The sequence below is a fragment of the Spirillospora sp. CA-108201 genome (assembly GCF_050936235.1).
Lineage (GTDB): Bacteria > Actinomycetota > Actinomycetes > Streptosporangiales > Streptosporangiaceae > Spirillospora.
On the sequence record NZ_JBNJNE010000001.1, the window covers coordinates 4,951,780 to 4,978,366 of the forward strand.

At 73.8% G+C, this 26,587-nt stretch carries 17 protein-coding genes; 7 read left to right on the forward strand and 10 right to left on the reverse strand.

Going from position 1 to position 26,587, the window contains the following annotated elements; all coding sequences use genetic code 11:
• Positions 1–112: 112 nt before the first annotated feature.
• The 7 genes from ACQEU6_RS23880 to glf form a co-directional block, all read right to left on the reverse strand.
• Positions 113–1,003 carry a class I SAM-dependent methyltransferase gene (locus ACQEU6_RS23880; protein ID WP_499335108.1) on the reverse strand — a complete coding sequence of 297 codons (891 nt, stop codon included), beginning with the start codon at positions 1,001–1,003 and terminating at the stop codon, positions 113–115.
• A 76-nt stretch (positions 1,004–1,079) separates the two neighbouring features.
• Positions 1,080–2,189, reverse strand: a complete 1,110-nt coding sequence (locus ACQEU6_RS23885) for a class I SAM-dependent methyltransferase (protein ID WP_499335110.1) — start codon at positions 2,187–2,189, stop codon at positions 1,080–1,082.
• Positions 2,179–4,941: an HAD family hydrolase gene (locus ACQEU6_RS23890; RefSeq protein ID WP_499335112.1), complete on the reverse strand. Its 2,763-nt coding sequence runs from the start codon at positions 4,939–4,941 to the stop codon at positions 2,179–2,181. Before ACQEU6_RS23890 ends, ACQEU6_RS23885 begins: the two co-directional genes overlap by 11 nt.
• Before the next feature lie 33 nt (positions 4,942–4,974).
• Positions 4,975–5,832, reverse strand: coding sequence for an ABC transporter ATP-binding protein (locus ACQEU6_RS23895; RefSeq protein ID WP_499335114.1), 858 nt, complete (start codon positions 5,830–5,832; stop codon positions 4,975–4,977).
• 3 nt (positions 5,833–5,835) lie between these two features.
• Positions 5,836–6,705: an ABC transporter permease gene (locus tag ACQEU6_RS23900; protein ID WP_499335115.1), complete on the reverse strand. Its 870-nt coding sequence runs from the start codon at positions 6,703–6,705 to the stop codon at positions 5,836–5,838.
• A complete protein-coding gene (locus ACQEU6_RS23905) occupies positions 6,702–8,891 on the reverse strand; it encodes a glycosyltransferase (protein WP_499335117.1) in 2,190 nt (729 codons plus the stop codon). The genes ACQEU6_RS23900 and ACQEU6_RS23905 overlap by 4 nt, the downstream gene beginning before the upstream one ends.
• Positions 8,888–10,057, reverse strand: coding sequence for a UDP-galactopyranose mutase (gene glf / locus ACQEU6_RS23910; protein WP_499335119.1), 1,170 nt, complete (start codon positions 10,055–10,057; stop codon positions 8,888–8,890). The genes ACQEU6_RS23905 and glf overlap by 4 nt, the downstream gene beginning before the upstream one ends.
• Positions 10,058–10,190: 133 nt before the next feature.
• Between glf and ACQEU6_RS23915 the strand changes: the two genes are divergently transcribed.
• From ACQEU6_RS23915 to ACQEU6_RS23930, 4 genes are read left to right on the forward strand one after another with little or no spacing between them, the layout of a single operon-like run.
• Positions 10,191–11,525, forward strand: a complete 1,335-nt coding sequence (locus tag ACQEU6_RS23915; protein ID WP_499335121.1) for a hypothetical protein — start codon at positions 10,191–10,193, stop codon at positions 11,523–11,525.
• Positions 11,522–12,751 carry a hypothetical protein gene (locus ACQEU6_RS23920; protein WP_499335123.1) on the forward strand — a complete coding sequence of 410 codons (1,230 nt, stop codon included), beginning with the start codon at positions 11,522–11,524 and terminating at the stop codon, positions 12,749–12,751. Before ACQEU6_RS23915 ends, ACQEU6_RS23920 begins: the two co-directional genes overlap by 4 nt.
• The gene (locus tag ACQEU6_RS23925) at positions 12,748–13,776 is read left to right on the forward strand and encodes a glycosyltransferase (RefSeq protein ID WP_499335125.1); all 1,029 of its coding nucleotides are present in this window, start codon (positions 12,748–12,750) and stop codon (positions 13,774–13,776) included. Before ACQEU6_RS23920 ends, ACQEU6_RS23925 begins: the two co-directional genes overlap by 4 nt.
• Positions 13,760–15,322: a glycosyltransferase family 39 protein gene (locus ACQEU6_RS23930; RefSeq protein WP_499335126.1), complete on the forward strand. Its 1,563-nt coding sequence runs from the start codon at positions 13,760–13,762 to the stop codon at positions 15,320–15,322. Before ACQEU6_RS23925 ends, ACQEU6_RS23930 begins: the two co-directional genes overlap by 17 nt.
• Here ACQEU6_RS23930 and ACQEU6_RS23935 read toward each other — a convergent pair.
• Positions 15,304–16,788, reverse strand: a complete 1,485-nt coding sequence (locus tag ACQEU6_RS23935) for a family 43 glycosylhydrolase (protein WP_499335127.1) — start codon at positions 16,786–16,788, stop codon at positions 15,304–15,306. The two genes, ACQEU6_RS23930 and ACQEU6_RS23935, sit on opposite strands and share 19 nt — an antisense overlap.
• Positions 16,789–16,965: 177 nt before the next feature.
• On the opposite strand from ACQEU6_RS23935, the gene ACQEU6_RS23940 reads away from it, so the two are divergent.
• Both ACQEU6_RS23940 and ACQEU6_RS23945 read left to right on the forward strand, forming a co-directional pair.
• Positions 16,966–18,459, forward strand: coding sequence for a sulfatase family protein (locus ACQEU6_RS23940; protein ID WP_499335129.1), 1,494 nt, complete (start codon positions 16,966–16,968; stop codon positions 18,457–18,459).
• A 105-nt stretch (positions 18,460–18,564) separates the two neighbouring features.
• Positions 18,565–21,816 carry a hypothetical protein gene (locus tag ACQEU6_RS23945; RefSeq protein WP_499335131.1) on the forward strand — a complete coding sequence of 1,084 codons (3,252 nt, stop codon included), beginning with the start codon at positions 18,565–18,567 and terminating at the stop codon, positions 21,814–21,816.
• 77 nt (positions 21,817–21,893) lie between these two features.
• On the opposite strand, the gene ACQEU6_RS23950 is transcribed toward ACQEU6_RS23945, so the two are convergent.
• Both ACQEU6_RS23950 and ACQEU6_RS23955 read right to left on the reverse strand, forming a co-directional pair.
• Positions 21,894–22,874 carry a glycosyltransferase gene (locus ACQEU6_RS23950; protein WP_499335133.1) on the reverse strand — a complete coding sequence of 327 codons (981 nt, stop codon included), beginning with the start codon at positions 22,872–22,874 and terminating at the stop codon, positions 21,894–21,896.
• Between the two features lie 246 nt (positions 22,875–23,120).
• A complete protein-coding gene (locus ACQEU6_RS23955; RefSeq protein WP_499335135.1) occupies positions 23,121–24,554 on the reverse strand; it encodes an LCP family protein in 1,434 nt (477 codons plus the stop codon).
• A 502-nt stretch (positions 24,555–25,056) separates the two neighbouring features.
• On the opposite strand from ACQEU6_RS23955, the gene ACQEU6_RS23960 reads away from it, so the two are divergent.
• Positions 25,057–26,481, forward strand: coding sequence for a DUF1266 domain-containing protein (locus ACQEU6_RS23960; protein WP_499335137.1), 1,425 nt, complete (start codon positions 25,057–25,059; stop codon positions 26,479–26,481).
• Positions 26,482–26,587: the final 106 nt, after the last annotated feature.

Sequence of the window (26,587 nt, forward strand, 5' to 3'; positions counted from 1 at the left end):
CGCGGGAAAGATCGGACACGGCGCCCCGCGCGGATGGCCGCATCCGGCCACGCTCGACCGGCGGGGGCCGCGCTCAACCGGCGGGGCCATGCTCAACCGGCGGGTGCCGAGCTCAACCGGCGGGGGCCGCCTTCACCGGCAGGAACGCCTCCAACTCCATCGCGGGATGCGGGTACTTCCACTCCACGCCGTCGAACGGGACGTACATCCCCTCCGGCGTGTCGGCCAGGAAGTAGTTCCCGTTCCACTGGTTGGGGTGGGTCACCGGCGACTCCTGCGGGTAGCGGGCGCCCAGGGCGTCGTACTTCACGCCGACGCCGAACATGGCGTAGACGGCCGCGTCCACGAAGTTGAAGTAGCCGATCTCGCCGCGCAGGTGGGTGTCCTGGAGCGCGACGCCGTGGACCTGGTCGCGGGCGAAGTACAGGGAGCTCAGGTCCTTGACGACCTGGTTGAAGTCGTGCGCCCCGTCGTGGTGGACCAGCGCACGCGTGCCCTGCTCCCCGCTCAGCACGTTCGCGGCATAGGTCGGCAGGTCGCCGTGGAACATGCGGACGCGGGTCATGGCGCGGGGGAAGACGCGGCGCACCCGTTCCCGGGCGAACTGGAGGAACACCGAGTTGACGTCGACGAGGTCGAGTTCCAGTCCCATCGGCTCGACGCAGCCGGCGAGCACGGTCGCGGAGCCGCCCATGAAGACGCCGATGTCCACGAGGCGGGTCAGCGTGCCGTGCTCGCGTTCGACGCAACTGAAGACGTCGTAGTAGTGCTGGGCACTGCACTGGTCCTCGTAGGCGAGGTTCACGTCCTTGGCCCGAGCCGCGATGCGGTCGAAGACCGAGTTCCGTCCCTGGAACGCCGTGAGGTCGGCGTGGTGCCCGCTCAGGATGGGGATGCCGAGCATGTCGTGCAGGTTCTCGGCGCTCTCCAGGGCCGGGTCGGGTTCGAGGAACGTCCCCCAGGTCCCCTCGTGCATCGCCACGCTCGCGACGTAGTCGGTCATCGTCAGCTCCTTCTCCTGGATGCGGGGGGCGGCCCTCAAGGCCAGGATCGCGGCCGCCGTCTCGGCCGCGCCGAGGTCATCGCGGACGGCCCGGGGGCGTTCTGCGCAGGCGGGCGGAGAGTGCTCGCCCGAGATGCGACATCGCCTCGCCCAGTTCGGGGTCCGGTGCCGCGCGGGCCACCGCCCGGCCGGCGTCCTCCCGATGCGCCTGCGCCTGCGCCTGCGCTTCGCTGCGCCGTGCCGCCAGTTCCGTGGTGGTCCGGTCGAGGTCGGATTTCAGGCGGGCGAGTTCCCGCTGCTGGGCGGTGATGGTCTCGGCCAGGCGCGTGGCGTCGCCGGTGCGGGCCAGGGCCTCGTACTGGAGTTGCAGGACGCGGGTGTAGAGGGCGATGCGGTTGTTCTCCAGCGCGGCGAGCAGGTGCGAGGACGTGTGGGGACGCAGCGCTTCGAAGACGGCGTCGGCGCCGGGGGCGCCCGTCCTGGCGAGGACGCCGAAGCCGAACACGGCCGGGACGATCTCCAAATGCCAGTCGGGGGCCTCGGCCAGTGCGTCCTCGACGGCCGTGAGGACGCCGTTGCGCGGTCCGCCCGCGCGCTCGGCCACGGTGTAGGCGCCGTCGCCGACGAACCCGGCCGGGGTGAGTTCGTCGTGCCACACCGTCGGGCCGTCGGTGGTGGCCGGGTGCGCGTCCTGCGGCGCGACCGGCGACGGCTGGTAGTAGAAGTCGCGGCGCCCGCACGGCCACAGCACGTCGTGCAGGACGACCAGGGCGTCCGGCGCGTTCGCCATGATCCAGGCGAGTTCGTCGCGGACGACCGCGTAGTTGTGGTCGCCGTCGAGGATGTAGAGGTCCGCCACCGGCAGGTCGGGCAGGACGGCGGGGGACGGCCCCTCGACGAGGTTCAGGCGGGGGTCGCCGTCCAGGACGGCGCGCAACTCCTCGCCGGGTGCGGGCTCGACGCAGTGGACGGTCGCGCCGAGGTCGGCGTACAGCGCGCTGACCTGACCCGACTCCACGCCGACCTCGACGACGACACCGATGTCGCGGCAGCGGAAGAGCGTCGCGAACAGCTCGCGGAACACCGCCATCGAGTGCAGCAGCAGCGGCTGCTCCCGGGCGGCGCGGGCCTGCTCGTGCGGGTCGTCCGGGGACCCGGTCGCGGCCGCCCCGAAGTCACGTGTCACCGAGCTTCCTCCTGGCCACTCGTCCGGCTCCGGCGGCGATTCCGCGGACGCCGGTGGTCCGGTACTCCGCGCGGACGCGTTCGGTGAGCCGCGCGGCCCGGGCGGCCCGCTCGGCCCTCCGGTCGACCGGCATGCGCGGCGCCATGCCGGTCGCCGACTGGGGCAGCATCGCGAACGCGATCGTGACCTGCCCGGACGAGACCGCCGGCGTCCCGGCCCGGCGGGCCAGCGGGAGCCACACGGCCGCGTAGGAGGTGTCGAACTCCATGAGGTTCCCGCCGAGGTAGCGGCAGTCGGCGTAGTGCAGGCCGACGAAGTCCTCCGGCTTGTCCCAGCACAGCACCTGCTCGCGCCGCCGGCCTCCGGCGACGACCCGGGCCTCGATCCAGTCGACCCGCACGATCGCGGGCCGGCCGGGGATGGCGAGGGAGATGTCGACGGTGTCGTGGTGCTCGAACGACAGCCGGGTGAACGACAGGCCGTTGTGGTTGATCCGGACGCGGCGCCGGATGGGCTCGTGCCACCGGTCGTCGGCCGTCCGGAACCGCAGCCGCGTCTCGTGCTTCTCGCCGGACGGGTCGAACGCCTCCGCGTCGATGGCGCCGTCGGCGACGGCCCTCGCCATGGCGCCGAGCCCGGTGTCGGACGCGGCGATCAGCGCGGGCCAGAACGAGTCGCGCATGTGCAGGTCGCCGAGGTCGCCCGGCGACAGGTACGGGACGGCCGCCTTGAGGTCGGCGGGCAGCAGCGTCGTGACCAGGGACGAGCCGAAGTTGTCCTCGTGGGTCCAGTTGCCGAAGACGGCGGCCTCGTCGGGGGTGGGGGACTCCAGCGCGGCCACCAGGATGCGCGCGAGCCGGTTCCGCGCCGCGGGCGGGCGGGCGAGGTCGGGCCAGGCGCCGTCGGAGGCGGCGACGTACCTGTTCCACATGTGCTGGAACGCCAGGACTCCGTCCTGCACGGTCCGGCGCTCGGCGTTCTGGGACGGGGAGTCCGCCGCCCGGCCGAGGACCGGCGCGCCGTCCTCGGTGTAGCCGATGAGGGAGCCGCACAGCGCGTTGACGCACTGCTCCACGATCTCGGGGCTGCGGGTGACGGTCGCCGCGACGTTCGCGGGGTGCCCGGCCTGCGCCAGGTAGCCCTCGGCGCGCAGACCGGCCATGTGGACCCGCTCGGCCCGCCCGTCGGTGGCCAGGTACAGCCCGGCCGGCCGGACGTCGATGCGGGCGATCTCCAGGGCGCGGCCGAGCTGGCGCTGGATCGTGCCGCCCCAGCCGAGGTCGACGAGCGTCAGCTCGCCGGCGGCGAGCGCGTCGTCGTCGAGGGCGCCCGCGTCCCGCAGCGACTTGATCATGCGTTCGCGGGCGGCGGTGACGGTCACCGCGAGCCGGTTGCACAGGTGCGGCGTCTCGGTCAGCGCGAGGGCGACCCGCTCGGCGATGTCGCCGTTGTCGATGACGGTGTCCAGCTCGGTCGCGAGGCCGGGCACGTCGCCGGGCTGGAGCTCCAGGACCGACAGCGCCTGCCGGACGGTCAGCCGGTACCCGGTGCGGACGAAGGCGTGCACGGCGGCGGTGTCGTGGGGGTCGAGCCCGGCGAGCGAGGTCGTGAACCGCGACAGCCACACCGGGGCGGCGCGCACGTCCCAGCCGCGCGCCCCGGCCGCCTCGTTGATCAGCCGGGACAGCAGCTCGCCCTCGCGCATCGGGCACCACAGCCGGCGGGCGCCGGTCTCGTGCGCCCGCCACGCCGCCCATTCGGCGAAGCCGGTCAGCACGGGGCCGAGGACGCCCGCGCCGTACCGCCACGCGACGTCGAGCGCGGAGGTGGTGAACGGGACGCCGGAGTGCACGGCCTTGGCCCGCAGGCTGGTGAGGCCGAAGTCGCCGTGCCGGTCGTCCAGGTCGGGGGCGTGGTCGCCGAACGGCAGGACGGGTTCCCTCTCGCGTCCCAGCACGTCGAGGTAGGGGTCGTCGAGCCTGCGGTAGTGCACGGTGCGGATGCCGAGCCTGCCGGGCACCTCGTGGTCGGCGATCTCGTGGTCGCCGACGTGCACGATCTGCTCCGGGGCGCGGCCGAGATCGCGCAGCACGATCTCCCAGAGGCCGGACGCCTTGGCGGTGCCGTGCTGGTTCGAGCGGAAGACGCGCACGCCGTCCAGCGGGCCGAGCTCCGGCCGGTCGAGGAGCCGGGAGAGGTGCTCCTCGGTGAAGTAGGTGTCGGACACCAGCACGACCTGGAGGTCCTGCTCGCGCGCCGCCCTGACGACCTCGGCGACGTCCAGGTCGACCACGGTCAGCTCGCGCTCCAGCCGGACCTCGGCCTCGACCAGCTCCTCCAGGGACGCCGCGTCGAAGATCCCGTCCGGCATCGCGCGCCAGACGTCGAAGAGCGAGACCTCGGTGCCGAGGGCGTCGCGGCCGCGGCGGGCGGCGTCCTCGGCGGCGATCCGCATGCGGCGCAGCGTCGCGTCCGTGACCCAGGACGGGCAGAGGCCCGCCTCCCGCATCCGGGACGCGAGCAGCCCGAACGCGTCGGTGGGGCGGGGCACCCGGCGCCACAGCACCGTGTCGAAGACGTCCAGGGACAGGACGGCGCACGCCCGGTCGGCGATGACGCGGTGGACGTCGTCGAGCAACGGGCTGCCGGACTCCTGCTTGGTCAACGCCGTACCTCTCCCCTGCTCCCGCATGCCCTGCTCCTGCACGCCCCGGTCCCGTACGCCCCGCTCCCGCACGCCCCGGTCCCGCACCGGCGCACGCCCCCGGCCGCGGTTCGGGACACCCTATCCACCGAGATCTCCCATTCCCCCGGAAACTCCCGGTGCGGCCGCCGGTCCGGCCCCGGTTCCGCCAGGGGTTCCGGCCCCGGCCGCGGTACCGGCCCCGGCGGCGGCGCGGCGGGCGGCGCGGTCCTCGCGGACCAGCCGGCCGGCCTCCTCCGTCGGCCCGTCGAAGATCACCCGGCCCTGCCGCATGGTGACGCCCCGGTCGCAGAGCCCGACGAGCATCCTGATGTCGTGCGCGACCACGACCATGGTCCGGCCCTCGCCGCGCAGCTCGCGGATGCGGTCCAGGCACTTCTCCCGGAACGGCGGGTCGCCGACGGCCAGCACCTCGTCGATGAGGAAGACGTCCGGCTCGGTGTGCGCCGCGATCGAGAAGGCCAGCCGCATGAACATGCCGGAGGAGTAGAACTTCACCTGGTCGTCCAGGAAGCGCTCGACGCCGGAGAACTCGACGATCGCGTCGAACTTGCGGGCGATCTCGGCCCGCGGCATGCCGAGGATCGCGCCGTTGAGGAAGACGTTCTCCCGGCCCGTCAGCTCGGGGTGCAGGCCGGCGCCCACGTCGATCAGCCCGGCGACGCGCCCCCGGACGAGGACCGACCCGGCGTCGGGGCGCATCACCCCGGAGATCAGCTTGAGCAGGGTGCTCTTGCCGGACCCGTTCAGCCCCATGAGCGCGACGGTCTCGCCCTGGCCGATGGTGAGGCTCACCTCGTCCAGGGCCCGGAACCGGTCCGACAGGCGCTGGCCGCGGAACGCGCGGACGCTCATCTCCTTGATCGAGCGCGCGTGCCGCAGTGTGAAGTTCTTCGTGACGCGGTCGATGACGATCGACGGCCGGTGCGAGGGATCCATCGGCTACATCTCCTGCGCGAAGCGCGCCTGCATGCGGGAGAACGCCGCGTGCCCGGCGACGAACACCAGCACGCTGACGGCCAGGGAGATGCCGGCGTGGGCGTAGAGGTCGGGCGGGAACGCGAAGTCGCCGCGGGTCCCGGGGAACCAGAAGGCCCGCTGGAACAGGGAGACGGCGCTGACGAGCGGGTTGGCGAGGTAGAGGTCCAGGACCCAGCCGGGCGCGTGCGTCCGGACGTGCGTCCACGGATAGATCATCGGCACCGACCAGGTGATGACGATCATGGAGATGTCCACGACCTGCTCCAGGTCGCGGAAGAACACGTTCACGGCCGCGCAGAGCAGCCCGAGCCCGAAGCCGAGCACGAGGATGATCGCGAATCCGAAGGCGGCCGCGCCGAGCTCCGCCGGGGACGGCCGCCATCCGGCGGCGACGGCCCCGCCCAGCAGGATCATCATCCCGGGCAGGAAGTGGACGAGCGAGACCAGCACCGACGCGGTCGGGAACAGCTCGCGCGGCAGGAACACCTTGCGCACGAGCGGGGCGTTGCCCGTCACCGAGCGGGTCGCCGAGTGCAGCGTCTCGGTGAACAGGTTGATCAGGACCATGCCCGCGAACAGGTAGACCGGGAAGTCCTCGACCCGGTCGTCCATGCCGAGGAAGACGCCGATGACGTAGAAGTAGACGGCGAAGTGCACGGCGGGCCGCACGTAGGACCAGCCGAGGCCGAGCAGCGAGCCCTTGTAGCGGGCCCTGAGCTCCCGGCGCACCAGCAGCCGCAGGAGGTACTTCTCCCGGAAGGTCCGCCGCAGACCGCCGTCCCCTCCCGGCGGCCGCAGCCCCTCGTCGGCGCGGACCGGCGTGACGGTCATCCGGGCCCGTTTCCGCCAGGGCCGCCGGAGTCCCCGCCAGGGCCGCCGGAGTCCCCGCCAGGGCCGCCGGAGTCCCCGTCAGGGGCGCCGGAGTCTCTGCCAGTGCCGCCGGAGTCTCCGCGGATCGCGTCCCGGCTCGCGGCGGCCTCGAACGTCGCCCGCCAGGCCTCGGCGGAGGAGATCTCGGTCATCGCGGCCCGGTAGCGGCGGCTGAGCTCCGGCCACTCGCGGCCGAGCCGGGCGTGCAGCAGCGACGTGCGCCGCAGCAGCGTCCGGAACCGCTCCGGGTCGCGCTGGTACCAGGCGACCCGGGTGCCGTCGGCGGAGGAGACGAGCGCGCTGTCGACCTGCGACAGCAGGCTCCAGTGCCGGTCGATGTGCGGGACGACGGCCTGCGGGTTGCCGCGCGAGCCCGGTTCGACCGGGCGGAGCTGCCTGACGGTGCCGAGCATCGCGCTCGCGAGCACGTTCACCGTGCCGCGCGGCGGCTTGAACCCGCGCCCGCGCTTCGGCGGCTTGGCGCGCCGGACCTGCGGGAACTCCTCGTGGCTGGCGCGGTTCTGCGCGTCGGGGAAGTCGGCGCGGAACGCGAGGATCTCGGGCAGCTTCGAGACGATCCCCGCGTGCATGTGCTCGGGCCCGTCCAGCACGTCCTCGATCGCCGACAGCATCAGCTCGGCGGTGGAGTACTGCATGGCCAGCGCGTGCTTCACCGAGATGATGAAGCTCTCCTTGAGCAGGTTGCCCCCGCGCTCGTACGGCGAGTGCATGAGGGCGGTGACCAGCCGGTTGCGCTCGTGGAAGTACGCCTGCCAGTCGATGCCGTCGTCCTTGTCCTGCCAGGGGACGTGCCAGGCGGCCATGCCCGGCAGCGTCACGGTCGGGAAGCCCGCCTCGCCGGCGCGGACGCAGTACTCGGCGTCGTCCCACTTGATGAACATCGGCATGGACAGCCCGACCTTGCGGACGACGTCGGTGGGGATGAGGCACATCCACCAGCCGTTGTAGTCGACGTCCACGCGGCGGTGCAGCCACTTCGTCTTGAGGAGGCTGCCCGAACTGGTCCGCGCGCGGGGGCTCGGGTCGGGCGGCTTGGCGAAGTCGTGCTCGCGCTTGGTGTGCGGGGCCTCCTCCCACCACCAGCGGTACCGTCCGATGGTCTCGCCGTAGGCGTGCAGCTGCGAGCGGACGAACAGGTTGAACATGTGGCCGCCCACGATCGTCGGCGTCCGGGCGAAGTCCGCGAACGCGACGGCGCGCAGGACGCCCTCGGTCTCGGTGACCACGTCGTCGTCCAGGAGCAGGACGTAGTCGCTGGTCCCCGCCTTGAGGGTCTCGTCCATCGCGCGGGAGAAACCGCCGGAGCCGCCGAGGTTGCCCTGCTCGATGACGCGCAGCTTCGGTCCGAGCAGGGCGGCGGCGCGCTCGAAGCCCTCGTCGTCGCGGACCCGCCGGCTCCCCTGGTCGACGACGTAGACGGCGTCCACCACGTCCAGCGCCTCCGGGGCGCCGCCGAGCGCGACGAGCTGGTCGACGCAGAAGCCCGGCCGGTTGAACGTGGTGATGCCCAGGCTGACCCGCCCCTGCCGTACGGGTCCGGTGGCGCTCGCGTCGGCGCACCAGTCGGCCCGCTCCAGGACGGCGTTGCCCTCCCCGGCGAGCACGTCCATCCAGTACCAGCCGCCGTCGATGAACGGGCCCAGCGTCAGCCGGAACGTCTCCTCGCAAGGGGTCTCGGAGTCGACGCGGACGGAGTCGACGCGCTGGACGTGGCCCTTCGCGCTGGACCGGTAGACGATGACGGTGGCCTGGCCGCGGACCCGGACCCGCAGCACGACCTCCTCCACCGACGTCCAGCGGCGCCAGTAGCTGGCCGGGAAGGCGTTGAAGTAGGTCGCGAACGAGACCCGGCGCCCGACCGGCACGACCACGCTGCGCCGGCCGACGCCCTCGGCCCCGTCCGCCGGGGTCCCGGTCCCGGCGCCGGTCTCGGCGCCGGTCCCTGTCCCGTCCCCGGTCTCGGCGGCCCTCTCGGCGGCGACGGCCTCGGCTCCGCGGGCGATCTCGCCCTCGACGTACAGCCCGAGCACGTCGAGGTCGCGGTCGACGGGCATCACGACGCGCTGCAGGACCCGCATCCCGGGGGCGGCGCCGGACTCCCCGGCCGCCTCGGCGTGTTCGGTCACTCGTCCGTACCTCCGCTAGTGAGACGCGTGCCCTCGCCGAAATGGGGACGCAGCCGGTTGTCGACCATGGTGAGCGCGCTGGCGATGGCCATGTGCATGTCGAGGTACCTGTAGGTGCCGAGCCGCCCGCCGAAGAGCACGCCGTCCTCGCGCCTGGCCAGCTCGCGGTAGGCGAGCAGCCGGGCCCGGTCGGCGGCGGTGTTGACGGGGTAGTACGGCTCGTCCCCGCGCGCGGCGGCCCGCGAGTACTCCCGCATGATGACCGTCCGGTCGGACGGGTAGCCCGCACGCTCGGGGTGGAAGTGCCGGAACTCGTGGATCCGGGTGTAGGGGACGTCCTCGTCGGCGTAGTTCATGACCGGGGTCCCCTGGAAGTCGCCGGTCGGCAGGACCTCGGTCTCGAAGTCCAGCGTCCGCCAGCCGAGCTCGCCCTCGGCGTGGTCGAAGTAGCGGTCGAGCGGGCCGGTGTAGACCACGGGCACGTTGCCGGCGATGTCGCCGCGCAGGTCGAAGAAGTCGGTGTTCAGCCGGACCTCGATGTTCGGGTGGTCGGCCATCCGCTCCAGCCAGGCGGTGTAGCCGTCGACCGGGAGCCCCTCGTAGGTGTCGTCGAAGTACCGGTTGTCGAAGGTGTAGCGCACCGGAAGCCGGGTGATGATCTCCGCGGGCAGGTCGCGCGGGTCGGTCTGCCACTGCTTGGCGGTGTAGCCCCGGATGAACGCCTCGTACAGCGGGCGCCCGATCAGCGAGACCGCCTGCTCCTCCAGGTTGGCCGGGCGGCGGATCTCGGCGGCCTGCCCGGCGATCAGCGCGCGCGCCTCGTCGGGGGTGAAGACCCGGCCGAAGTACTCGCAGATCGTGCCGAGGTTGATCGGCATCGAGTAGACCCGGCCCTTGTAGGTGGAGTACACGCGGTGCCGGTAGCCGGTGAAGGAGGTGAACCGGTTCGCGTACTCCCACACCCGCTCGTTGGAGGTGTGGAAGAGGTGCGCGCCGTAGCGGTGCACCTCGATGCCCGTCTCCGGCTCCGCCTCGCTGTAGGCGTTCCCGCCGATGTGGTCGCGGCGGTCGAGCACGAGCACGCGCAGGCCGAGTCCGGCCGCGCACCGTTCGGCGACCGTGAGGCCGAAGAACCCGGCACCGGCCACCACGAGATCAACGTTCACTGGACGGGGTCCATCCGACTCGTGCGGGGAGCGAGGGACCTGGCCGCACGGGGGCGCCGCCCGGATCCCTATGTACGGAATGCGGCTAAGATACCCGGCGTTCGGTACCGGCGCAGGAAGCCCGAGGATCGCGGTGGCCCCACCCACTCCCGGCAGTGCGGCGCACAGCGCGCACGGCACGCGCCCTGCGGTCTACCTGCACGTGGGGGCCGCCAAGAGCGGCACGACGTTCCTCCAGCACGTGCTGTGGCACAACCGGGGCCTGCTGCGCGGGCACGGCGTCCTCTACCCGGGCCGGGACCAGGCCGCGCACGTCCGCGCCGCGTTCGACCTGCGGCGGACGTTCTTCCGCGAGGCGTCCGACCCCGCGACGCGGGGCGCGTGGCACGACCTCGTCGCCGAGGCCCGCGACTGGCCCGGCACCGTGATCATCTCGCAGGAGCTGTTCGCGCCCGCCCGGCCGCGGTGGATCCGGCAGGCCATGGCCGACCTCGATTTCGCCGACGTTCACGTGGTCTTCACCGTGCGCGATCTCGGCCGGCAGATCCCGGCGCACTGGCAGGAGGACGTCAAGAACCGCTTCACGACCTCGTTCACCGAGTTCGTGACGTCGCTGCGGAGGCAGGACTGGCGCGCCTACGAGAGCGCGCGGCTGTTCTGGGGGCTCCAGGACCCGGTCGCCGTGCTCGGCCGCTGGGGCGAGCACCTGCCGCCGGAGCGGGTCCACGTCGTCACCCTCCCCCCGCCCGGCGCGCCCCGCGACCTGCTGTGGCGGCGCTTCTGCACGGCAACCGGCCTCGCGCCGGACGACTACGACCTGTCCCGGACGTTCGCCAACCAGTCGCTCGGGCTGAGCGAGACGCAGTTCCTGCTGCGCCTCAACGAGGCGCTCGGCGACCGCGTCGGCTGGCACGGCTACAACGAGGACGCCAAGCTCTTCCTCGCGCAGGAGGTGCTGGCCGGGCGGCCGTGTCCGGTGCGGATCGAACTGCCCCGCGAGCACGTTCCGTGGGCCGTCGAACGGGCCGTCGAGACCGTCGAGGCGCTGCGCGCGGCGGGCTACGCCGTGGCGGGCGACCTGTACGACCTGATGCCCGCGGCCGCGTCCGGCCCCGCGCTCGGCACGGCGCCGGCGGCGCCGCCCGACGAGGCCCGCTGGGCGGAGATGGCGGACGTGGGCGTCGACGCCGTCGCGGCGCTGCTGCTGCGCGTCCGGGAGAGCCGGGCGCGGGCCGAGGCGGTGCCCGGCGCCGGCCTCCCCGTCCGCGACCAGATCGACGTGCTGCGCGCGGAATCGGCCGGCCTGCTCGACACGACGGGCCGGCTCGTCCAGGACGCCGCCCCGCTCGTCGAGCGCGCCAAGCGCACGGCCCGGGACCGCTACCCGGCGGCGCTGCGGCTGCGCGGCGCCTACCGCAGGATCCAGGGCGGCACGGAACGGCCCGACGCCGAGACGAGAACGAGGTGAACGCCCGCATGGGGGAGCCCGGTAAGTCCGTCTATCTGCACGTCGGTGCGCCGACGGCCGAGGCGGCCTTCCTGCACCGAGCGCTGTGGAGCAACCGGCGGCGGCTGGGCGACGCCGGCGTCTGCTACCCGGTCGCCGGGCCGCAGGAGCACTTCGCCGCCGTGATGGACCTGCGCGAGATGAGCTGGGGCGGCCACCGGGACCCGGCCTGGGACGGCGCCTGGGACCGCGTCGTGCGGCGCGCCCGCGACTGGGACGGCCCCACCGTCGTCTTCTCCCAGCCTCTTCTGGGCGGAGCGACCGAGCAGCAGGTCGCGCGGGCCGTCTCGGCGCTGGAGCCGGCCGAGGTGCACGTGGTCCTCGCCACCCGCGACCTGGGCTGGCAGCTGATCCTGGACTGGCAGGAGCAGATCCGCCACGCGCACACCATCACCTTCGAGCGCTTCGTCGACGACCTCGTCGCGCTCGGCATCGACGCGCCGGAGCCCTACGGGGAGATGTTCTGGGGCCTGCACGACCCGGTGCGGGTGCTGCGGGCCTGGGGGTCGGCGGTGCCGCGCGAACGCGTCCACGTCCTCACGCTGCCGCCGCCCGGCGGCCGCGCCCGCGTGATGTGGGACCGGTTCCGGTCCCTGGTCGGCATCGAGGGCGGGGTGTGCGACCTCGGCGGCATCCCGGGGGACGAGCCGCTGTCGGCGATCGGGGCGGAGCTGCTCCGCCGCCTGAACGAGAGGATGGGCCCGGCGCTGGGCGGCGACTACGAGCGCCTTGTCCAGGACCATCTCCTGGGGCCCGGGTTCACCGACGGGTTCACCGACGGGTTCACCGACCACCGGCTCGCCGAGCCGGGGCGCACGGGGATGGGGCTGCCCGCCCGGCACGCCGGCTGGGCGGCGCGCAGGACCCGCGAGCTCGCCGAGTCGCTGCGCGCCTCCGGCTACGACGTGGCCGGCGACCTGGACGAGCTGACCACGTCCCGGGCCCCGGAGGCCGCGATGCTTCCCGGCGACGTCCCGGAGGAACTGATCGCGACCGCGTCCGTCGGGGTGGTGGCGCACCTGCTGGAGGAGCTGTCGCTGGCGCGCGAACGCGTCGGGCTCGCCCACCTGCACAGCGAGATGACGGGCGTGAAGGAGAACCTGGAGCGGCTCATGGAGACCGCCGCCTCGCCGTCGCCGGCGCTGCAGCGTGCCGCCCGCAGAGCGACGGGCAGGCGCAACCCGTGACGCGGGGCCCGCGAAGCGGCGGCGGGCCGTCGGTCACCGCGGTCGTCGTCACCTACAACCGGCGCGCGTTGCTCGACGAGGCCCTGACCGCGCTCGGCGCCCAGACGCGCCCCCCGGACCGGATCGTCGTGGTCGACAACGCGTCCGCCGACGGCACCGCCGCGATGGTCGCCGAGCGCTTCCCCGACGCGGACCTGCTCGCCCTGTCCCGCAACATCGGCGGGGCCGGCGGGTTCGGCGCGGGAATGGCCCGGGCGCTGGGCGGCGGCGCCGGCCTGCTCTGGCTGCTGGACGACGACACCGTGCCCGGGCCGGAGGCGCTCGAAGCCCTGCTGGACGCGCGGCGGAGGGCCGCGACCGGGGAGGACGGGCCTCCCGTGCTCGTGGCGAGCCGGGTCGTGTGGACCGACGGCCGCGACCACCCGATGAACACGCCCCGGCCCAAGCCGCGGGCGACGGCCGCCGAGTCGCGGGTCGCGCGCGCGGCCGGCTGCGTGCCGATCCGGTCCGCGTCCTTCGTGTCCGCGCTGGTGGACGCGGCGGCGGTGCGCGAGCGCGGGCTGCCGGTCGCCGACTACTTCCTCTGGAACGACGACTTCGAGTTCACGACGCGGCTGCTGCGCGGGCGCCGCGGGCTGCTCTGCCCCGCCAGCGTCGTGGTGCACAAGACGCGGGAGTTCGGCGGGGCGGACGCCGACCCGGGCGACCGCTTCTTCTACGAGGTCCGCAACAAGATCTGGCTGTTCACCGGGAGCCGCGGGCTCGCACCGCCGGAGCGCGCGCTGTACGCGGGGTCGACGGTGCGGCGCTGGGCTCGCACGTTCGCCGGGTCCTCCGATCGCGCGGTGCTCCGCCGCTCGCTGGTCCGCGGCGTGAAGGACGGCCTGTTCACCCGCCCGAGGCCGACCGGCGCGATCCTGCGGGAGACCGGGGCCCTGCGGGACGCCGAAGTCGAGTCGGCGTCCGACGGCCGCGGTCACGGCCGCGGTCACGGTAACGGCCGCGGTCATGGTCGCGACGGATAGCCGGCCGCCGGACGACGCCGCGCGCGGCACGCGCCTGCTCGCCGGGCCGTTGCCCCCGGTCGCCTGCGCCGCGCTGACGCTCGCCGCCGCGCTCGTCGGCATCGGCGCCCCGTCGCTGTGGCTGGACGAGGCCGCCACGATCAGCATGACGACGCGGTCGTACGGCGACATGCTGCGCGTCTTCCCGCACCTGGACCTCGTCCACGCCCTCTACTACCTGGTCATGAAGCCGTGGGTGGCGGCGTTCGGGACGGGCGCGCTCGCGCTGCGGCTGCCCAGCGCGCTCGCCATGGCGGCGGCCGCCGCTTGCCTCGCCGTCCTCGGCCGGCGCTGTCTCGGGCCCGCCGCCGGGCTCGCGGCCGGGCTGGCGTGGGCCGCCGGCCCGCAGACGAGCCGGTGGGCGCAGGAAGCACGCTCCTACGCCATGACCGCGGCGGTCGCGGTGCTCGCGACCTACCTGCTCGTGCGGGCCCTCGACCGGGACGAGGAGCGCCGGTGGCGGTGGTTCGCGGGTTACGCGCCCGCGGTCGCGGTGCTGGGGTTCCTGCATCTGGACGGCGCCCTTCTGCTCGCGGCGCACGGCGTGACCGTCCTGCTGACCCGTCCCAAGGCCGGGGTGTGGCTGCGCTGGCTGGCGGCCTCGGCGATGGCCACGGCGCCGCTCGCGGTGCTGGCGCTCGCGGCCCAGGACCAGAAACGCCAGGTGAAATGGCTTCCCCGGCCGTCGTGGGACGTCGCGTGGACGCAGCTCCAGTTCCTGACCGGGGATCGCGCGCTCGTCGCGCCGGTCGTGGCACTCGCGTTTCTCGGCGTGGCGGCGAGCGTCCTCGGACGCGCCTCCGTCCCGCACCGCACGGCTTCGCTTCCCGCCGTCGCCCTCCCGTGGGCGATCGTCCCGGCGGTGCTGCTGCTCCTCGTCTCCAGCGTGACCGACCCGGTCTTCTACTACCGGTACACCACCTACTGCCTGCCCGCGGTCGCGCTGCTCGTCGGCGCCGGCCTGGCCGGGCTGTGCACCGTCGCCCGCCGTTCCGCCGCTCCCGCCGTTCTCCTGGCCGCCACTCGCACCGTGCTGGTGGCCGCCGCCGCGGCGGCGCTCGCCGTCCCGTCCCTCCGGGCCCACGACCACATCCGCCGCCAGGACAGCCGCCCGGACGACATGCGCGCGGCCGCCGACGCCGTCCGCGCGAACGCCCGGCCCGGGGACGCGATCGTCTACCTCGCGGGGAGCGCCCGGTGGAGCGCCGCCGCCTATCCCGACGCCTTCGGACGGCTGCGCGACGCCGGCCTGGGCACGGACCCGGTGACCGCCGCCAACCTCAAGGGAACCGACGTGCTCCCCCGCGAGCTGCCGCCGAGGCTCGCCCGGACGGACCGGGTGTGGGTGATGAACCACCGGTCCCTCGACCCGCACGGCCCGGTCATCGAACGGCGCGAGCGCGCGGTGCAGTCCGCCGGGCCCTGGCGGAGGGCCGGGACGTGGACCTACCGGGGCGGCTGGCTGGTCCTGTTCGAGCGGACGGGCCCCTACCGCAGCTCCAGGTAGTCGACCTGCCCCTGACCGTCCAGGCGGCGCAGGCCGATCGTGTTCCAGCCCGCGGCCAGTTCCACCGTCGCCGTGACGGACGCCCAGTCGGCGCCCGCCGTGGCGCGCAGCCGCAGCGACGTCGCGGCGTAGCCGTTCACCGACATCTCCAGGTCGGAGTCGCTCCCGGAGCGGTTGGCGTACCGGGTGCGGACCGAGTAGCTCCCGGCGGTGGGCGCGAACACGGGCACCTCGACGCGGCAGTCGTCGCGCGCGAAGGGGCCGACCGCCGATCCCCCGGACGCGTTGGGCCGCCCCAGCGCCGAGACGCAGCCGTTCAGCCGCCCCCGCTCCGCCTCGTAGCGGACGGGGACGCCCCGGACGGCGGGCCGCGCGCCGTCCCAGCCGAGGCGGGCCACGTACATGCCGCGCGTCACCTTGGAGCCGCCGCGGTAGTCGAGGATGCCGTGGAAGACGAGGTAGTCGCCGGTGTCGTCGCCGAACACGTCCGCGCTGCCCGGCCCCTCGACCTTCCCGCCGTACAGGCCGGTGGACTGGACGGCGCCGCCCTTGGCGTAGGGCCCCTCGATCGACGAGGCCACCGCGTAGCGTGTCTGGTAGTTCGACTTGAAGTACCAGCCCGCCGAGTACAGCAGCACGTACTTCCCGCCGCGCCGGACCAGGTCGGGCGCCTCCACCAGGACGGGCTCGTCCGCCGCGCGCCCCATGATCTGCTTCGCCGGGCCGGCCGGGCGCAGCCCGTCCGGGCTCAGCCTGACCAGGTAGATCGCGGCCGTCTTCTGGGCGTCGGTCTTGTAGAGCAGGTAGCGGGCGCCGTCCTGCTCGATGTAGGACGCGGGGTCGATCGCGCCGCCGAGGTCCAGCGGGCAGACCAGCGGCCCGCCCTCCTGCGGGACGAACGGGCCCGCGGGCGAGGACGCGGTCGCGACCCCGATGCACTGCTCGTCGCCGTCCTTGCGGCGCGCGGAGAAGTACAGCAGGTAGGTGCCGGGAGCCTCGCGCGGCGGGACGACCTCGGGGGCCCAGGTCCAGCCCCCGGCGGCCCAGGCCGGGAGCCGGGCCAGGCCGTCGCCCGGCGACGCCTTCCAGGGCCCGGTCGGCGACGGGGCCGTCGCGACGGGCATCGTCGCGTCCGCGTTGTTGGTGCCGTAGGCGAAGTACGTCCCCGCCACCTTGATGATCGCGGGGTCGGCGAACGACCCGTCGATCACCGGTTCGGCGGGCGAGTAGCCGGGCGGGTCGATCGCCGCCGGGGAGCCCGCCGGGCTCGGCGGCGGCGCGCCCGCGGACGGCCCGGGGCCGGTCCGCGCGAAACCGCTCGGCGGCCGGGCGTCCGGCCCGCCGGGCGGCGGGGCCACCGTGACGGCCAGCCAGACGACGAGCGCGACCAGGCCGCTGATCGCGGCCCCCGCGACCAGCGGCAGCAGCGGTGCGAGCTCCCGCGGATCCCGGTCCGTCCACCTCATGGCACCCCGCATCATGCCAACAACCGAGGCGGGACGGCCAACGGGCGCCGCGTGCGCGACCGGCGTCCGGATCGTTACGCTTGCCCGGCGGTCTCGTCACGGAAGGGACACGCGCATCACCGGAGGGGGCGCTCATCACGCAGGGACACGGGCGTTGACCACGCAGGGACACGGGCGTTGATCCGGCATCGGCGGCTAGCGGCCGTGCTGTGCCTGCTCGCCGTCCTCGGGACGAGCGGCTGCCTCTTCCGGCCGGTGGAGCGTTCCGAGACGAAGGCGACGAAGGCCCCGAAGAAGCCGAACATCGTGTTCGTCCTCACCGACGACCTGTCCTGGAACCTCGTCGCGCACATGCCGCAGGTGCTGCGGATGCAGCGGGACGGGCTCACCTTCGAGGACTTCGTCATGGCCGACTCGCTCTGCTGCACCTCGCGCGCCACGATCTTCACCGGCCGCTACCCGCACAACACCGGCGTCCGCACGAACTTCCCGCCCGACGGCGGCTACGAGGTCTTCAAGGACAAGGGCGGCGAGCAGGCGTCCTTCGCCCCGTCCCTGCAGAAGGCCGGCTACCGGACGGCGCTGCTCGGCAAGTACATGAACGGCTACCAGCCCAACGACACCCAGGGCGACACGAAGCCGTACGTGCCGCCGGGGTGGAACGAGTGGCACGTCAGCGGCAACGGCTATCCCGAGTACAACTACAACCTGAACGAGAACGGCCGCCTCGTCCACTACGGCGGCCGGCCGCAGGACTACCTGACCGACGTGCTCGCGAACAAGGGCGTCGAGTTCGTCCAGCGGTCCGCGGGGTCAGGGAAGCCGTTCTTCATGGAGATCGCGACGTTCGCCCCGCACGGGCCGTTCGTGCCCGCGCCGCGCCACGCCGCGCTGTTCGGCGGTCTGACGGCGCCGCGGCCCCCGTCGTTCAACGAGGCCGACATCCGCGACAAGCCGTCCTGGCTGCGGTCGCACCCGAGCCTGCGCAAGCCGGGGATCCGCCGCATCGACGACGGCTTCCGCGACCGGGTGCGGATGGTGCAGGCGGTCGACGAGATGGTCGGCCGCATCCGGACGGCGCTGAAGGAGCGCGGCCTCGACCGCGACACCTATCTGGTGTTCGGCTCCGACAACGGCTTCCACCTGGGCGAGCACCGGCTGGCCGGCGGGAAGATGACCGCCTTCGACACCGACATCCGGGTGCCCTACGTCGTCGTCGGGCCGGGGGTCCCCGCCGGACGCCGGGTCCGCGAGATCGCGCAGAACACCGACCTGGCCCCGACGTTCCAGGAACTGGCCGGCGTGCGCCCGCCGGCGACGACCGACGGCCGGTCGCTCGTCCCGTTCCTGCGCGGCGCCACCCCCGCCGGGTGGCGCGAGTCGGCGCTGGTCGAGCACGTCAAGCCGCCGCCGTCGCCGCTGGACCCCGACCGGCAGGACTCCGCCCCCGGATCGCCGACCACCTACAACGCGATCCGCACCGACGACATGCTGTACGTGGAGTACTCCGGCGGGGAGACCGAGTACTACGACCGGGTCCGCGATCCGCACGAACTGAACAACATCGCCGCCGGGCTGCCGGAGCAGCGGCGCCGCCACCTGTCCGACCTCCTGTACGCGCTGACCCACTGCACGGGCTCCGGCTGCACTCCCGCAGGCCGGAGCAGGTGACGGAGTTCCGTCCTTTATGCGCCGCTATCATCGCTGACGACTGCGGACGCGCCAGGGCGAAGTGCAGGGTGAAACGTGCAGAGTGACCGGAAGCTGGGAGAGGGCGTGACTCCAACCGGAAAGCCGGATGACGACCACGAGGGTGAGCGTCCCGAACCCGGGCGGCCGGCGCAGACGCCTCCCCCGTCGCACTGGCTGGACGACCAGGACACCTCGTCCGGCCCGCTGCTCCCCGCGGACGATCCCGAAGACGACCTCGAAGACGACCCCGAGGACGACCCCGACGGGAGCGAGGACTTCCCCGAGGACTCCCCCGAGGACGACCCGGAGGGGGAGATGGCGGACCGCACCGTCATGGACCCCAACTTCAACCAGACGATGATCCTGCCGAAGAGGCAGAAGCCCGCGGAGTCCGCCGGAGAGCGCGGCGGAGCGGGCGAGGAGGCGGCGTCGCCCGTCCTGCCCGCCCCCGTGGCGGAGGCTCCGGCCACGTCCACCGACGTTCCCGCGCCCCAGCCCTTCCTGTACGAGCAGGACGAGGCGGACGTGACGAGGACCGAGATCCCCCTCCCGCCCCGCTTCTCCTACGAGCAGGACGAGGCGGACGTCACGAGGACCGAGTTCCCCACCCAGCCGCCGCCCTCGTACGGGCAGGACATGGCGGACGTCACCCGCATCGAGAAGCTGCCGCCCATCCCCCCGCAGGCGGCGCCCCCGCAGGCACCGCCCACTCAAGCGGCGCATCCGCACCCCGCACCCCCTCCGCCGCCCTCGCAGAGCCCCCCGGCCCACGAGCCGTTCCCGTGGGCGCAGGAGATCCCCGGCACCCCCGCGCGCCCGGCGCACGAGCCGTTCCCCTACGCCCAGGAGATCCCGGGAGCGCAGGCTCCCCCGCCCCCGCAGGCCCCTCCGGCCGCGGAGCCGTTCCCGTGGGCGCAGCAGATCCCCGGTACGCCGCCTCCACCCGGACCGGACGCCGTCCACCCGATGGCGCCCCCGCCGGCGATCGAGGAGCCGTGGCGGACCGGAGGGCCGTCCGGGCCGAAGGGGCCCCGCAGGAGCATCAGGAAGCCGCTGCTCATCGGTGCGGGCGGGCTCGTCGCCGTGGCCCTGATCGCCGCGGGCGTGCTCGTCGTGCCCGGCCTGATCGGCGGCGACGACGCGGGCGGCGACGCGGGCGCCAAGCTCGCCGGCGCGCTGTTCCCGGTGGACGGCGCGGCCCGCACCGACGGCCGCGACCAGCAGGTCACCGGCGTCGCGGCGCGCGGCTCGACGGTGGTCGCGGTCGGCGGCGAGACCGACCCGCAGAACTCCCGCGGCCTGTTCCTGGTCTCCTCCGACGGCGGGCGCACCTTCGCCTCGGTCGACCAGCAGGACACCGACGGCGGCATGGCGCCGCCCGGCGGGGTCCCCGCGGCGGTCGGCGCGTCGCGCCGCGGCTGGGTCGCCGTCGGCAGCCGGGCCGACGGCGGCGGCGCCGTGTGGACCAGCAAGGACGGCAGGGAGTGGCGCCGCCAGCCCGACGCCGTCGGCGACGTCTTCGGCCCGCACGACCGGGTGAGCCGGATCGTCGGCACCGGCGGCGGGTTCCTCGCCGTCGGCGAGAACTCCCCGAAGGGCGACTTCAGCGACGCGCGACCGGCGGTGTGGCTGTCGAGCGACGGGCGCCGGTGGGAGGCGCGGGTCGGCGACCAGATCGGCCTGCAGGTCCAGAACGGCGAGTTCTCCCTGGTGGAGGCCGCGGCGAGCGGCGATGTGATCCTGCTGGAGGGGCTCATCACGCCCGACTCCAAGAAGCCGGGCCCCTACCGGAAGGTCTGGCGCTCCGACGACGCCGGCCGGACGTGGTCGTCGTCGGAGGTGCCGGCGCCGAAGGGCAGCCGGGGCCTGATGATCGGCGGTGGCGGCGGGGCGGGATTCCTGGCGATGCGCGAGATGTCGTCGTCCGGGAAGCTCTTCGGCCAGGCCTTCACGTCCAAGGACGGCCGGTCCTGGACCAAGACCGGGAAGCTCGAACCGGCCGGCTACCAGCGCACGAACGGGATCGTCTCCGACGGTCAGGGCTTCACGGCCGTCGTCGTGCGGGGCACCGACGTGCTGCTCGCACGCAGCGCCGACGGCGCCGCCTGGAAGGCGGCGGGCTCCGCCGAGTCGAAGGCGGGCCGGGAGGTGCTGGGCGCCGCCGCGGCGGGCGGCCAGACGGTGCTCGTCGGGCGCGAGCCCGGCGGCGGCGACCTGGACCCGATGCTCGGCGTGTGGGACGCGGGCGGCGCCGCGGTCCCCGTCGACCTGGCGAAGATCCCCGGCGCCGTCCGGCCCGACCACGCGGTGCGGGCGGTGTCCGCCGCGAACGGACTCGCGGTCGCGGTGGGCAGCGCGAGCGGTGACGCCGCCGTCTGGTCGTCGCGGGACGGCGCGTCCTGGAAGGCCGCGCAGGGGCTCGGCGCCGCGTTCACCCGGCCGGGCCCGCAGCAGCTGAACGACGTCGCCGCCGGCGGCGCCGGCTGGCTGGCCGTCGGCTACGACCAGTCCGCGCCGCGCCGTCCGCTCGTCGTCGCGTCCAACGACGGCGCGACCTGGCAGGCGGCCGACGGCGCGCCCGCGTTCGCCGCGAACAAGCAGGGCGCGCCCGCCACCTACGCGGCGGCGGCCGGCTCCGCCGGTTACGTCGTCGTCGGCACGCAGGGCTACTCGGTCGCGACCTGGTACTCGTCCGACCTGAAGAACTGGGCGCGGGGCGCCGGCGCGGACCCGAAGATGATGGCGGGCACCAAGGACGCGAGCCGCTGGATGCTGGACGTCACGTCCGGGTCGTTCGGGTACGCCGCCGTCGGCGGCAGCCGGGACGGCAAGGGCAACCACCCGTCGGTCTGGCTCTCGCAGGACGGCAAGCGCTGGACGCTCCAGGAACTTCAGCTCCCCGGGGCCGGGGTGACCGAGGGGCACCTCACCCAGGTCGCCGCCAAGGGCGGAACGCTCGTGGCCGCCGGCGTCGCGGCGACCCCGAAGGGCCTCGACTGGCTCGGCTACGTGTCCACCGACGCCGGCCGGACCTGGCGTCCCCTGGAGTCTCCGAGCGGCGGCGCCACCGTCGGCGTCACCGCGCTGACCGCGACGCCGAAGGGCTTCGCCGCGACCGGCACCACCGGGCGCGCGGGCGCGACCGACGTCGTGTCGTGGACGTCCGCGGACGGCACGTCCTGGCGGGCCTCCACGCCTGGCGGCACCGGTCTCGGCGGCGTCGGCGACCAGGAGATCACCGGCCTCGCGGCCTTCGGGAACACGCTGCTCGGGGTGGGCCGCAGCGCCGACTCGGGCGGCGCCCAGCCGGTCCTGTGGAGCCGGCCCGTGCCGTGACCGGGCCCGCTCCCCAGGACGGGCCGGGCCCTGCCGTGATCCACGGCCCGCGCGGCTGACCCGGCCGCCGTCCCGCGCTACTTCTCCGGTTGCGGCGGGGCGGCGTCCAGGTCGGGAAGCCGCTGGTGCCCGTCCCCCGCCGCGCGCGCGTGGCGGGGGATGTAGGGCAGGGCGGGCCGCGAAGCCGTGCGGACGCTGTCGCGGCCGCGGTCGCGCAGGCGGTTGCGGCGGGCGCCGTAGGGGGCGACGACCGCGCGGTAGAAGGGCTTGCGGATCAGGGTGGGGACGAGGCGGTAGCCGCCGCGGACCATGACGTTGCGCCAGTACTGGGGCTGGGAGATGAACCCCTCGCGGAGCATCGCGCGCTGCAGCCGCAGTTCGGAGCGCAGCAGGTCGCGTCCGCCTCGGCGCTCGTAGGCGCCGTCGCCGACGCGGTAGTAGACCAGGGGCTCGGCGACGTTCACGATTTGCGCGCCGCCCGCGATCATGCGGGCGAACAGCCAGTAGTCCTCCATCAGGGGGAGGTCGCCATAGCCGCCCGCGGCGACGACGGCGCTGCGCCGGTAGACGACCGTGGGGTGGTTGAACGGGTCGTGCAGGCGGGAGTAGCGCGCGATGTCGGCGGGGTCGCTCGGCGGGATGCGGCGGCCCACGATGTCGGTGATGTCGGTGCCGAACTCCAGCAGGCCCGCGCCCACGAGGTCGGCGCCCGCGCGGACCAGCGGCACCTGCGTCTGGAAGCGGTGCGGCATGGAGTAGTCGTCGGCGTCCATGCGGGCGACGATGTCGTGGCGCGCCGCGTGCAGGCCGGCGTCGAGGGCGGGGCCGAGACCGCGGTTGTGCTGCAGGTGGACGAACGTGACCTCGACCGGGCTGATCCTCACGAGTTCGCGCAGCGTGGAGATGAGGGCGGGCGGGACGGGCCCGTCCTGGACGAGGACGACCTGGTCCGGGCGGAGGGTCTGGAGGTGGACGGCACTGCGGAACGCGTCCCGGACATGCTCCTCACGATCACCGCCGTAGACGGTCATCAGCAGGCTGAAGGGTTCGGGCTGCATGCATCCGTTCCGGGGGAGCGTGACGGCCGTGAGGCACCGTGCGGGGCCGGGGTCGGCGGGCCTGGTCGGGGGTAGGGGGAGGCGCCGTCCTAGGTGGGACGCTTTGAAACGTTTGATGGTTTGCGCGGGCCAAGATACCGGTGAAAGGCGTCCACAACAGGTTTGGGCGCAGAATCAGCTTTGGACACAGAATCGGCTTTGGACGGTAAGTCAGGTCTCACACGAATCGCCCCCGTGCGTGCGGGGTCAGGTCGGTGCGCAGATGTTGCGGTCGGCGCGGATCTCTCCCGCCATCTTCGGGACCATCGGGCCCAGCCCCCGCAGGGTCGCGCCGTCCCTGCCGACGATCAGGTAGACGTATCCGGGCTTGGCGGACGCCCACGGGCGCGGCTCGTGACCGGGCACCGCGATCGCCACGCGGGCGGCCTGCCGCTCGGCGCCCGCGCCGTAGAGGATCTGGGTGCGGGGGAAGGTCTTCTTGGCGGTGCCGACCTTGACGACCTGGAAGCCGCGCTCGGCGAGCTGGTCGGCGGTCCGCTGCGCGAGGCCGCCCGTGCCCGAGGCGTTGTAGACCCCGAGCCTGACCTGCGTGGGCGGGACGGGCTGGACCTTGTTCTGCGCGGGCGCGGGCGCCGGCTGGGGGAGTTTGTTGTCCTCCCGGATGGATCGGAACAGGGGCTCGGCGGCGGCCTGGGCGAACTGGACGCGGTTCTCGTCCTGCGGGAACGCCTCCACGGGGACGGTGACGAAGCGGACCTTCCCGGCGCTCATCCCGCCCAGGGAACCGGCGAGCTTCTGCATCACCGACAGCGTGAGCCCGTTGTCCGCCTTGATGGACTTGGTGGCGGCCGAGAGGAAGGCGTAGGTGCGGCCGGGGTCGGCGAGCATCCCCTTGTCGGTGGCCTTCTTCACCACGGACGCCATGAATGCCTGCTGCCGCTTGATCCGGTCGAGGTCGGAGCCGTCGCCGAGGACGTAGCGGGTGCGGACGTAGCCGAGGGCCTGGTCGCCGCGGACGTTCTGGCGGCCCGCCCTGAGGTGCAGCTCGGCCTTGGGGTCGTCGATCCGCCTGGGGACGCAGATCTCCACGCCGCCGAGCGCGTCCACCACCCGCTTGAACCCGGCGAAGTCGACCTCGACGTAGTGGTCGATGTGGATCTTGGTGAGCGCCTCGATCGTCCGCCAGGTGCAGGCCGGGCCGCCGTTGGAGAACGCCGCGTTGATCATCCCGAACTGCGCCGGGACGGTCGTGCCGTTCCTGCGCTTGCACGGCGGCATCTGCACCATCGAGTCGCGCGGGAAGCTGACGCCGATGGCGCTCTCCCCGCCGGGTGAGATGTGCAGCAGGATCGTGGTGTCGGAGCGCTGCCCGACCTCGGTTCCGTAGCGGGCGTTCTCCCCGGCGCGGCTGTCGGAGCCCATCATGAGGATGTTCAGCGAGTTGTTCAGCTTGGGCGGCCGGTGCTCGCCGAGTTTGCCGTCGACGTTCTCGCGGTCGATCTGGCCGTCGAGCCGCCGCCAGAACCCGTAGGTGGTGAGGCTGCCCGCCACCAGCACGGCCGACAGCCCGATCGACACCCAGCCGAGCATGCGCCACAGGCGCCCCCGCACCGGCGGCTCCGGTGGCGGCGGGGCGCTGTCCGCGTAGTACACGGGCGGTGGCGCGACGGCTCGCTGCATCCGGAACATTTCAGCACAGATTGGACATGCGTCAGGGCCGTCACGGGAAAGAGCCAGGCCGGCGACGGGCCCGACGGTGACCTGGACGTCGCCCTCCGCTGGGGATCTGCTGTGCGCTGCACAAGGGGCTCGGGCTGGACCTCGTCACGGCGCTCGCCGCGAGCAGCGTCCTCCCCGCCCTGCGCACCGTGGCGGGGTTCGTCCGGCACCGCTCGCCCAACGCGCCGGCGGGCCTGATGCCGGCGGTGAACGCGGTCGGCGTCGCGCTGAGCCACATCAGCGGCGACCCCCGCCTCACGATCGCCAAGGACACGGGGATCAGCAGTGTGATCGGGCTCGCCGTCCTGGCGGCCGCGAGCGGCGCTCGGCTCGGGGGCGTGGCGCCGTCAGAAGACCGCGGTGCGGAACGACGCAGCCCAAAGCGGCCTTCCGCACCCTGGCCGCCGCATACGGGGCACCGAGTAGATGATCTACCCGTAAGGGATGCTGTACGGTCCTGCCCATGGAAGAGGCCGGTCAGCTCGACGCGCTTGAGCGGGCCGTCGAGGGGACGCTCGCCGAGGGGTCGTTCGAGTTCGACGACGAGGAGGCGGTGCTCCGCATCGAGGGGTCCCTCATCCTCACGACCGGCTGGTTCCTGGGCCTCGGCGCGGGCGGCGTGTCACTGCTGCTGACCGGCGCCGTCCTGTCCCTGACCGGGCTGCAGGACCAGGCGCGCTGGGCGCTGGCCCCCGGCGCCGTCCTGCTGGCCCTCGTGGCCGGGTTCGTCCTGCTGCTGCGCTTCACCCCGCTGGCCGGGCTCTGGTCGGACCTGGAACTGCGGTTCGCCGAGCAGGCGATGGTGCACCGGCGCACGCGGATCCCGTTCGGCGACCTGCGCCCCGAGCACCTGGTGTGGAAGAACGGCCGGTTCTTCCGGCGCCTCTACGTCCGGCACCCCTCGCTGCGCAAGCAGCTCGCCGGGTTCTTCGGCAGCGAGGAGCGGCAGGCCGAGGAGTTCCAGCGGCGGCTCTGGGAGCTGATCTCCACGCCCGACCTGAACGGCGTCCTCACCCACGGCAGCGACCTCACCCCGGTGCAGCGCTGGATCATCGCCGCCGGCGCCCCCTACGGGGCCGTCAACGGGTTCCGGGTGGACCGGCTCGGCACCGCGCCCGGCGCGGCCGCGGCCGCCGACCGCCGCACCGCGCAGGACCTGCTCCAGGACCCCTGGGGCGCCTACGACCTGGAGCAGCTTCTCGGCGCCGTCAACTGGCTCGTCCAGGACGGGCACCGCGCCGACTTCACGCAGGACGCCCACCTCGCCGGCCGGCCCACCACCGCGCAGCGGGAGTACGAGTCGCTGCTGCGCGAGGTCGACGGCCTCATCGCCGGAGACCGGCTGGAGCCCCCGTTCGTCGAGCGTCTGATCGAGCTGGTCCGCGTCCGGTACGGGGACGAGGGCGGCTCGTACGCGCGGCTCGTCCCGCCGCTGCTGCGCGACGAGCCGGGCGCGGACGCGAGCGAGGAGGGCGCCGAGCTGGCCCTGTTCCTCCACCAGCTCTTCAACGACCGCAACCACGCGGCGGAGGAGCTGCACCGGCTGAAGGTCCTCGCCGACCCGGCGCTGCGCGCCAACGTGGGGCGGTTCCTGATCTGGGACTACGGGCGCGCGCTCATGCTGTACCGGTGGGGCCACATCGTCGGCTGGCTCACCGAGGAGTACTGCTGGGACCGGATGCTCCCGCTCGCGCTCGACATCCAGCGGCGGTACACGTCCTGGCGGGACATGGCGACCTGCTACCTCCAGGGGCGGCTGCTCTGGTCGGGCGGCGGCGGAAAGGCGCAGGCCGAGTACGAGCGGCTCATCGAGGAACTCGCCACCGAGCCCCGCAGCCCGTGGAACCTCGTTCCCTGGGACCTGGACCTCACCCGCGACTGGGCCTAGTAGTCCGGAACCGCCCGCCCGCCGCAACGAGGCGGAGCGGTGATCTATCTCTCACGCTCCAGAAACCCCGCCGTGGAACGGCTGCCGGGGCCCGGCCATCTCTATA

Coding starts and splice junctions, on each gene's coding strand:
- ACQEU6_RS23880 (WP_499335108.1), bottom strand. CDS start 1,003: ATGACCGACTACGTCGCGAGCGTGGCGATGCACGAGGGGACCTGGGGG.
- ACQEU6_RS23895 (WP_499335114.1), bottom strand. CDS start 5,832: ATGGATCCCTCGCACCGGCCGTCGATCGTCATCGACCGCGTCACGAAG.
- ACQEU6_RS23900 (WP_499335115.1), bottom strand. CDS start 6,705: ATGACCGTCACGCCGGTCCGCGCCGACGAGGGGCTGCGGCCGCCGGGA.
- ACQEU6_RS23930 (WP_499335126.1), top strand. CDS start 13,760: ATGGTCGCGACGGATAGCCGGCCGCCGGACGACGCCGCGCGCGGCACG.
- ACQEU6_RS23935 (WP_499335127.1), bottom strand. CDS start 16,788: ATGAGGTGGACGGACCGGGATCCGCGGGAGCTCGCACCGCTGCTGCCG.
- ACQEU6_RS23950 (WP_499335133.1), bottom strand. CDS start 22,874: ATGCAGCCCGAACCCTTCAGCCTGCTGATGACCGTCTACGGCGGTGAT.
- ACQEU6_RS23955 (WP_499335135.1), bottom strand. CDS start 24,554: ATGCAGCGAGCCGTCGCGCCACCGCCCGTGTACTACGCGGACAGCGCC.
- ACQEU6_RS23960 (WP_499335137.1), top strand. CDS start 25,057: ATGGAAGAGGCCGGTCAGCTCGACGCGCTTGAGCGGGCCGTCGAGGGG.